This is a genomic window from Staphylococcus sp. SUC_1.2, assembly GCF_026222585.1.
Map to the genome: position 1 here is coordinate 21,941 of NZ_JANJPM010000030.1, position 9,567 is coordinate 31,507.

Annotated in this window: 6 protein-coding genes; 2 read left to right on the plus strand and 4 right to left on the minus strand. The window is 31.9% G+C overall.

Annotated features, from left to right (window positions below; translation table 11 throughout):
* Positions 1-145: 145 nt before the first annotated feature.
* Both parC and parE read right to left on the minus strand, forming a co-directional pair.
* Positions 146-2,545: a DNA topoisomerase IV subunit A gene (parC, locus tag NR218_RS10230; protein WP_019835481.1), complete on the minus strand. Its 2,400-nt coding sequence runs from the start codon at positions 2,543-2,545 to the stop codon at positions 146-148.
* Positions 2,542-4,530 carry a DNA topoisomerase IV subunit B gene (parE, locus tag NR218_RS10235; RefSeq protein WP_037541070.1) on the minus strand — a complete coding sequence of 663 codons (1,989 nt, stop codon included), beginning with the start codon at positions 4,528-4,530 and terminating at the stop codon, positions 2,542-2,544. The genes parC and parE overlap by 4 nt, the downstream gene beginning before the upstream one ends.
* A 216-nt stretch (positions 4,531-4,746) precedes the next feature.
* Here parE and plsY point away from each other — a divergent pair, with 216 nt between their 5' ends.
* A complete protein-coding gene (gene plsY / locus NR218_RS10240; RefSeq protein ID WP_019835482.1) occupies positions 4,747-5,355 on the plus strand; it encodes a glycerol-3-phosphate 1-O-acyltransferase PlsY in 609 nt (202 codons plus the stop codon).
* 142 nt (positions 5,356-5,497) lie between these two features.
* Positions 5,498-5,797 (plus strand): HesB/YadR/YfhF family protein, encoded by a 300-nt coding sequence (locus NR218_RS10245; RefSeq protein ID WP_019835484.1) that lies wholly within the window; start codon positions 5,498-5,500, stop codon positions 5,795-5,797.
* Positions 5,798-5,845: 48 nt separating this feature from the next.
* On the opposite strand, the gene menI is transcribed toward NR218_RS10245, so the two are convergent.
* Both menI and acnA read right to left on the minus strand, forming a co-directional pair.
* Positions 5,846-6,316, minus strand: coding sequence for a 1,4-dihydroxy-2-naphthoyl-CoA hydrolase MenI (gene menI, locus NR218_RS10250; protein WP_019835485.1), 471 nt, complete (start codon positions 6,314-6,316; stop codon positions 5,846-5,848).
* Between the two features lie 195 nt (positions 6,317-6,511).
* A complete protein-coding gene (gene acnA, locus NR218_RS10255; protein WP_049382345.1) occupies positions 6,512-9,217 on the minus strand; it encodes an aconitate hydratase AcnA in 2,706 nt (901 codons plus the stop codon).
* Between the last annotated feature and the right edge of the window lie 350 nt (positions 9,218-9,567).

Here is a 9,567-nt window from a genome sequence, read left to right on the forward strand (position 1 = left end):
AAAGGTCAAAATGTACATGTTTTTCATGTCATCACTTTGATATACTTATCAACAATATAAATCTCTTGTGAGTTATAAATAGTTAAATATTAAATTAATTTTATCATCTTATGAATTACTTGAAAACAAAAATTTTAAAATCATATTAATTTATTATCATTGATTTTACATTTCCAAATTCATTTGTATCAACTACAAATGAACCATTTGTATATTGTTCAGAAAGATGAATATTAGAAATTTCACCTGTTTCAGCATGTTTATCTGAATAAAGTGTATAGTATGTTTCATCTCTGACAACATATGCAGCTACAATACGATGAGGATTTTTTTTCAATTCTTTTAAAAGTGTAATACCTCTTTGTGCGCGTTTGGCATCTTGTAATATATCTTTAGCAATACGTTTTATTGCTCCTCTTTGGGTAGCCATAATTATTGAATTATTCTGATCAACAGTATCAGTCATAATAACATAATCTTCATCTTTTAAATTGATAGATTTCACACCAGCTGCTCTTAATCCTGTATCTGAAAGTTCTTCTGTAGAATACGTTAATGACATGCCTTTATGTGTAATAACAGTAATCATTTGTTCTTGAGTTATGCGAAGTACATTTACCACTTCGTCTTCATTTTTTAATTTTGTTGCAATGAGTGGCTTATTAAATCGCGTGGTTTTAAATAATGATTGATTACTCTTTTTAATCATGCCATTACGAGTTGCAATAATATAAAATGCTTTACCATCAAATGTTTTTTCGTTAAATACATCTATAATTCTCTCGTTTTCTTCTAAAGGCACAATTTGCGATACATGCTGACCTAACTCTTTCCATCGCACATCTGCAATTTTATGAATTGGAATAAAGAGATATCTTCCTTTATTTGTAAATACTAAAGCTGTATCTTGAGTATTTACAGTTTGGTATTTGAGTAGACTATCTCCCTCTTTTAAACCTACTTCTGTCACACCACTTGCATTAAAGCTACGTGTAGACGTACGTTTTATATATCCATGTCTAGTCACACTTAAAACCACTTCTTCACTTGGTACAATAACTTCTTTATCAATTTTAATTTCTGATATTTCCGCTTCAATTGAAGATAAACGTGATGTTTTAAAACGTTTTCGAATCTCTGTAAGTTCTTTTTTAATAACATTTAATAATGCGTCATGGTTATCAAGAATATTTCGGTACGCCTCTATTAATTTTTGTAATTCTTCATGTTCTTCTTCAAGTGCAACAATATCAGTATTAGTTAAACGATATAATTGAAGCATCACAATGGCTTCTGCTTGTGCTTCAGTAAAGTCAAATTCTTTTACTAAATTATCTTTTGCATCTTTTTTATTTTTAGAATGACGAATCAGCGCAATCACTTCATCTAATATAGATAAAGCTTTCATAAGACCTTCTACAATATGCATGCGCTTTTCAGCATGATTTAAGTCGTATTTTGTACGATTAGCTACAACTTCAATTTGATGATTTAAATAGCTGTCAATAATTTCACGTAGACCCATTAATTTTGGACGTCCATCACTAATAGCGACCATATTGAAATTATAAGTAATTTGTAAATCAGAATTTTTATATAAATAGTTTTTAATAGACTCTGAATTAACATCTTTTTTTAATTCAATAGCAATTCTTAAACCTGTACGATCTGTTTCATCACGTACTTCAATAATACCATCTACTTTTTTATCAGCACGAAGCTCATCAATACGTTTCACAAGCGAACTTTTATTCACTTCATAAGGAATTTCTGTCACAATTAATTGTTTACGTCCATTTCTTAACGCTTCTTCATCTACTTTTGAACGAACAACAATTTTTCCTTTTCCTGTTTCATAGGCTTTCTTAATACCATCAATACCTTGAATAATACCGCCTGTCGGAAAATCAGGACCTTTGATATATTTCATTAATTGATTTACTGAAATATTAGGATTATCAATATATTTTAATGTTGCTTGAATTACTTCACCTAAATTATGTGGAGGAATATCAGTAGCATATCCTGCCGAAATACCAGTCGAACCGTTTACTAGTAAATTTGGAAATCTTGCCGGTAACACCATAGGTTCAAGTGTTGTGTCATCATAGTTTGGTATAAAGGACACTGTTTCCTTATTAATGTCACGAACCAACTCCTCAGAAAGTTGACTTAACTTCGCTTCTGTATAACGCATCGCAGCAGGTGGATCATTATCAATACTACCATTATTACCGTGCATTTCGATTAATACATGACGCAACTTCCAATCTTGGCTTAAACGTACCATTGCATCATAAACTGAAGAATCACCATGTGGATGATATTGACCAATAACATCCCCAACTGTTTTCGCACTTTTACGGAAATTTTTATCATACGTATTGCCACTACTATACATAGCAAATAAAATTCTACGTTGTACAGGTTTTAAACCATCACGCACATCCGGTAACGCACGTTCTTGAATAATATATTTACTATATCTTCCAAAGCGATCACCAATAACATCTTCAAGTGATAGGTCTTGAATTATCTCACTCAATTGACTTCCTCCTCATCATATTCTTCAGTATCAAGTATTTGAACTTCTGTATTATCTAAAATACTTTGATCTTCTTGCATGCCAAATTCAACATGATTTTCAATCCATTCACGTCTTGGTGCAACTTTATCTCCCATTAATGTTGTTACACGTTTAGAAGAACGTACTTCATCATCGATTTGGACTCTAATCAACGTTCTTGTCTCAGGATTCATTGTAGTTTCCCACAATTGCTCAGGATTCATTTCACCTAAACCTTTATAGCGCTGTAAAATAAAGCCTTTACCTAATTGTTTTTGAAGTTTGTCCAATTCATCATCTGTCCAAGCATATTCTACTTTTTTAGATTTCCCTTTACCTTTTTCTAATTTGTATAACGGAGGTAATGCAATAAAAACACGACCTGCTTGAACAAGAGGTCTCATATATTTGAAGAAAAATGTTAATAATAACACTTGAATATGGGCGCCATCTGTATCAGCATCAGTCATAATAATAACTCTATTATAATTACTATCTTCTAATTTAAAATCATTACCAACACCAGCACCAATTGTATGAATAATTGTATTAATTTCTTCATTTTTGAAAATATCTTCAAGTTTTGCTTTTTCAGTATTAATCACTTTACCTCGTAAAGGTAAAATAGCCTGGAATTTTCTATCTCTTCCAAGTTTAGCTGATCCCCCTGCTGAATCACCTTCGACAAGATATAATTCATTTTTCTCAGTATTCTTACTTTGAGCAGGCGTTAACTTTCCTGATAATAATGTATCTTTACGTTTGTTTTTCTTACCAGAACGTGCATCCTCCCGTGCCTTACGAGCCGCTTCTCTTGCCTGTTGCGCTTTAATAGCTTTCTTCACAAGTGATTTAGATAATTGTCCTTTTTCCTCTAAATAATAAGGTAATTTTTCAGAAACAACAGAATCTACTGCACTACGCGCTTCTGATGTACCAAGCTTAGATTTAGTTTGTCCCTCAAATTGCAGTAATTCTTCTGGAATACGTACAGAAATCACTGCTGTTAATCCTTCTCTAATATCATTACCATCTAAGTTTTTATCTTTATCTTTAAGTTCATTGATACGGCGTGCATAGTCATTAAATACGCGTGTCATTGCTGTTTTAAATCCTACTTCATGAGTTCCTCCGTCTTTTGTACGTACATTATTAACAAAACTTAATATACTTTCAGAATATTGATCATTATATTGAAAAGCAACATCTACTTCGATTCCATTTGCAGCACCTGTAAACGTCGTAACATCATGCAATACTTCTTTACCTTCATTGATATAACTTACAAATTCTTTAATACCTTCTTCGTAATGATAAACATCTTCACGTTCTTTTCCATCACGTAGATCTTTCAATGTAATTTTTAAGTTTTTTAATAAGAATGCAGATTCTTGTAAGCGCTCACTTAATATATCAAAATTAAATGCCGTTGTTGCTTTAAAAATACTTGAATCTGGTTTAAATGTGACTTTTGTACCTGTTTTCTTAGTTTTTCCCGCTTTCACTAAACCAGAAGTTGGAATACCACCATCCTTAAAAGATTGCTTATAAATTTGTCCATCTCGATGAATTTCAACTTCTAACCATTCACTTAAAGCATTAACTACGGAAGCACCAACACCATGAAGTCCTCCAGAAGTTTTATATCCACCTTGTCCAAATTTACCTCCAGCATGTAATACAGTAAAAATAACTTCTACAGTAGGTTTACCAGACGCATGCATACCAGTTGGCATACCTCTCCCATTATCTTCCACTGAAATACTATTATCTTTATTGATTGTTACATCAATTTCATTACCATAACCATTTAAAACTTCATCGACGGAGTTATCGACAATTTCATATACTAAATGGTGTAATCCACGTTTATCAGTCGACCCAATATACATCCCAGGACGTTTTCTAACTGCCTCAAGTCCTTCTAATACTTGAATCGAATCATCTGAATAATGATTTGTCATTTTTGTTGCCAATGCGTTCGCCTCCTACAAACGTACGTTCGTTTTTTTAGCTTTACAATAGTTATTCTTATATAAAACGCATTAAAATGCAAGTATGAGTTCTATAAGATAAACATTTAACTTAATATATAAGACGTTTTTTCAATTTTTAATCGTTGTCAGGAATACTTTGTGATAAAATATACCTACATTATATAAGGGATGTGTAAACAAATTATGATGATAGTTCTCATGTTGATTTTAAGCTATCTCATTGGAGCTATTCCAAATGGTTATGTTATAGGAAAAGTTTTTTTTAAAAAAGATATTAGAGAATTTGGAAGCGGTAATACTGGTGCCACAAATAGTTTTAGAGTTTTAGGAAAACCAGCTGGATTTATCGTTACTTTTTTAGATATATTTAAAGGATTCATTACTGTATTTTTCCCATTATGGTTTTCAGTGCATGCGCAGGGACCAATTAGTACATTCTTCACACATGGATTAATTGTCGGTATTTTTGCAATAATCGGTCACGTTTATCCTATTTATCTTAAATTTAAAGGGGGTAAGGCTGTAGCCACAAGTGCCGGAGTTGTATTAGGAGTTAATCCAATCTTACTTTTAATTTTAGCGGTCATATTCTTTGGAATTTTATATTTAACAAAGTATGTGTCATTATCTAGTATTATTGCGGCAATCAGCTGTGTGATAGGTTCATTAATTATTCATGATTACATATTATTTGGAATGAGTGCTTTTGTATCAATCATTTTAATTTTTAGACACCGTTCTAATATTATTAGAATTTTTAAAGGTGAAGAACCAAAAATCAAATGGATGTAAAATGGGTGTTTCTTGCACTATTAGTTCTATTAATTAAATATGATAAACAGTTCATGTTTAATCATGAGAACAATATGTTTTAGTTCAAACAATTTTTACATTATAAATATCATAATAATTAATATAAAGGATGGGTCATACAATGAAAATCAACTTGACTGATGAAGCAGTTGAATGGTTTAAAAATGAATTAGATTTACCTGAAGAGAATAAAGTCTTACAATTTTATGTGAGGTATGGTGGAGAATTTCAACTTAAACAAGGTTTTAGCCCAGCATTTCGTGTGGAATTGAGCAATGATGTTGAGATAGGTTATCACGAAAATTATAATGATTTAATTGTTGTAGTTTCAGAAGATGACTTATGGTATTTTGAAGATCATAAAGTTCTAGTTGAAAAAGTAGACCATGAAGACGAAATTGTTTATTCTACAACTAATTAAAAAAAGACCATAAATATCTAATATTTACAGATATTTATGGTCTTATATTTATATATTCAAATCGCTACGTTGTGTGACTTCTAATTCCTTACCTTCGTTATTCAATGCTTCGACTTCACTATATATTTGATGCCATTCTGGAAAATAACGATCTAAACGAATTGGTCTGAAATCACTTGCTTTAATACATAATAGCTGAGTGGAACCTGTGGTAGCTAATTCCCCTTTTTCATTATATACTTCATAACAGTACGTTGAACGCAATCTTGAATAATGTTCTACCCATGTTTTCACTTTAACTTTTTCAGGATAAAAAATGGATTTCTTATATTGAACTTGTAAATCCACGACGGGTGAGATGATACCTTCTTTTTCCATATCTGCATAACTAAAACCTAATTTACGAATATAATCAGTACGAGCAACTTCAAACCATGTAGCATAATTCCCATGATAAATTACTCCCATTTTATCTGTTTCTTGGTATCTCGCTTCAATTTCAGTCATACTATAAATCATATTTATGTACCTCTTTCCAATTAAGTTCACTTTCAATATTAACATAAAAAGGATGATTGCTATAGAATTCCCATTTACTACTTTTATTACTGAAATAGCTCAATGACACGAATGAAGAAAAAATCCTTAGATGAGATTGCCATCTAAGGATTCAAAATACATTCAAATTTTTAAATACTTTTTCGAATAATCGTATTATTGAGCAAGTTTATTTCTTAATACCATTTGTAGAATGCCACCGTGACGATAATAGTCGATTTCAACTTGTGAATCAAAACGAACAATGACATCAAAATCAACCACTTCTCCACTTTCTTTTTTTGCATGAACTTTAATAATATCATGTGGTTGTACATCTTCGTTAATATCTACAGAAATCTCTTCTCTACCATTTAGACCAAGTGAATCAGCTGATTCTCCATCTTTAAATTGTAATGGTAATACACCCATCATAACTAAGTTAGAACGGTGAATACGTTCATAACTTTGTGCTATTACAGTTTTAACGCCCAATAAATTAGTACCTTTAGCAGCCCAGTCACGTGAAGATCCCATACCATAATCATTGCCTGCTAATACTGCTAAGCCAGTGCCATCTTCTTTATATTTCATTGCAGCATCATAAATTGGCATAATTTCATCAGTTGGCCAATATGTTGTAAAGCCACCTTCTGTACCTGGTGCTAATTGGTTTTTAATTCTAATATTCGCAAATGTACCACGCACCATAACTTCATGGTTACCACGACGAGAACCATATGAGTTAAAATCACGAATAGGCACGTCATGATTTAATAAGTATTTACCTGCTGGTGTATCTTTACCAATAGCACCTGCTGGAGAAATGTGGTCAGTTGTAACTGAGTCACCAAATTTACCCATTACACGTAAATCTTTTAATGGTTCAATGGTACCTGGTTTTTTTGATAAACCTTGGAAGAATGTTGGATTTTGAATATATGTTGAATTAGGATCGAAGTCATATAATGGAGAGTCAGTAACATCAATCTCATTCCACATTTCATTGTTGTTGTATACATTTTTATATTCTTCTTTAAATAATTCAGGTGTTACAACACTATCTACTGTATCAGCAACTTCTTTAATTGAAGGCCAAATATCATTTAAGTATACATCTTGACCATCTTTACCTTTACCAAGTGGTTCATTTTGTAAATCAATATCAACTGTACCAGCTAAAGCATACGCAACGACTAATTGAGGTGAAGCAAGATAGTTCGCTTTTACTAATGGATGGATTCGACCTTCAAAGTTACGGTTACCAGATAATACAGAAGTAACTAGTAAATCTTCTTTAGCAATAGCTTTTTCAATTTCTGGCAATAGCGGTCCAGAGTTACCAATACAAGTTGTACATCCATAACCTACTAGATTAAATCCTAAATCATCAAGATATTTTTGTAATCCAGAATCACGTAAGTAACCTGTCACTACTTTTGAACCTGGTGCTAATGATGTTTTAACATATTCAGGCACTTTTAATCCTTTTTCAACTGCTTTTTTCGCAACTAAACCAGCACCTAACATAACGTAAGGATTCGATGTGTTTGTACATGAAGTAATCGCTGCAATTGCAATGTCTCCTGTTTTCATAGTTGTTTCAGAACCATCGTTAAATTGAATATTAGCTGATTTATCAAATTCGCTTTGATCCAAACCATGACCTTGGTTTCCAGCAGGAGCTGTTACAGATTTTTCGAATTCTTTTTTCATATCACTTAAGAAAATTAAATCTTGAGGACGTTTAGGACCAGATAGTGAAGCTTCAACTGTCGATAAATCTAAATGAATTACATCTGTATATTGTGGATCTTCTTTATCTGATGTAAAGAACATATTGTTTTGTTGTAAATAAGCTTTAACTAACTCAATATGCTCTTCAGAGCGGCCAGTTAATTTCATATATTTAAGTGACTCTTCATCAATTGGGAAGAAACCACAAGTTGCACCATATTCAGGAGCCATGTTAGCAATAGTCGCTCGATCAGCTAATGGTAAATCGGCAACACCAGGACCGAAGAATTCTATAAATTTACCAACTACACCTTTTTTACGTAGCTCTTGAGTTACTCGTAATGCTAAGTCAGTGGCAGTTGATCCTTGAGGTAATGAATTAGTTAAGCGTACTCCAATCACTTCAGGAATTGGGAAATATGATGGTTGACCAAGCATACCTGCTTCAGCTTCAATACCACCAACACCCCAGCCTAATACACCAATACCATTTATCATAGTAGTATGTGAATCTGTACCAACAAGTGTATCTGGGAAAGCAGTTTGTTCACCGTCCACGTCTCTTACATGAACTACCTTAGCTAAATATTCTAAGTTAACTTGGTGTACGATACCTGTTGCAGGCGGTACAGCATTATAATTATTAAATGCTTTTGTAGCCCAGTTTAAAAATTGATAACGTTCATAGTTTCTTTCAAATTCTAATTTCATATTGCGTTCTAACGCACGTGGGTTTGCATAGCTATCTACTTGTACAGAGTGATCGATGACTAAATCAACCGGTACTTCTGGATTAATTTTATTAATATCTCCACCTACATCATTCATAGCTTTACGTAATGAAGCTAAGTCGACAACCGCAGGCACCCCTGTAAAATCTTGTAAGATTACGCGAGAAGGTTTGAAAGGTACTTCTCCTTCATTACCTTCTTTACCAAAATGGGCTAATGCTTTAATATGATCATCTGTAATAACAAAGTCATCTTCTTGTCTTAATACTGATTCTAGTAGAACACGAATAGAATAAGGTAACTTACTAATTTTAGTTAAACCTTGTTCTTCAAGACTTTTTAAATCATAATATGTATATGATTTACCTCGAACTTCAAATGATTTTTTTGCTTGTTCTTTAATGTTAGAAGTCATTTGATTATCCCCCTTGAATATTAAAAATTCATAATTATACTTCTTTAATTAAATTGTATAATTATATGTTTTTTAAAACAACTATATATCACTAGAATTTGAGTGATTTGAATTTTGGTTTTATAATCAGTTAATATAAGAAATACTTATCATAGTACATTTAAACTATAAGTATTTTTTATTAAATGAGAATTTTTTTCAATAAGCTAAATGAAATAAAAAGGAAAGTAGAATAGAAATTCATTTTGAATTTTTGGCTCCAATATCAACATATATTGGATGTGGATTTTCTTTTGAAAGTCTTTATATTTCGATCTAACTATATTAAAAAACGCCTAAGACAAATAAGT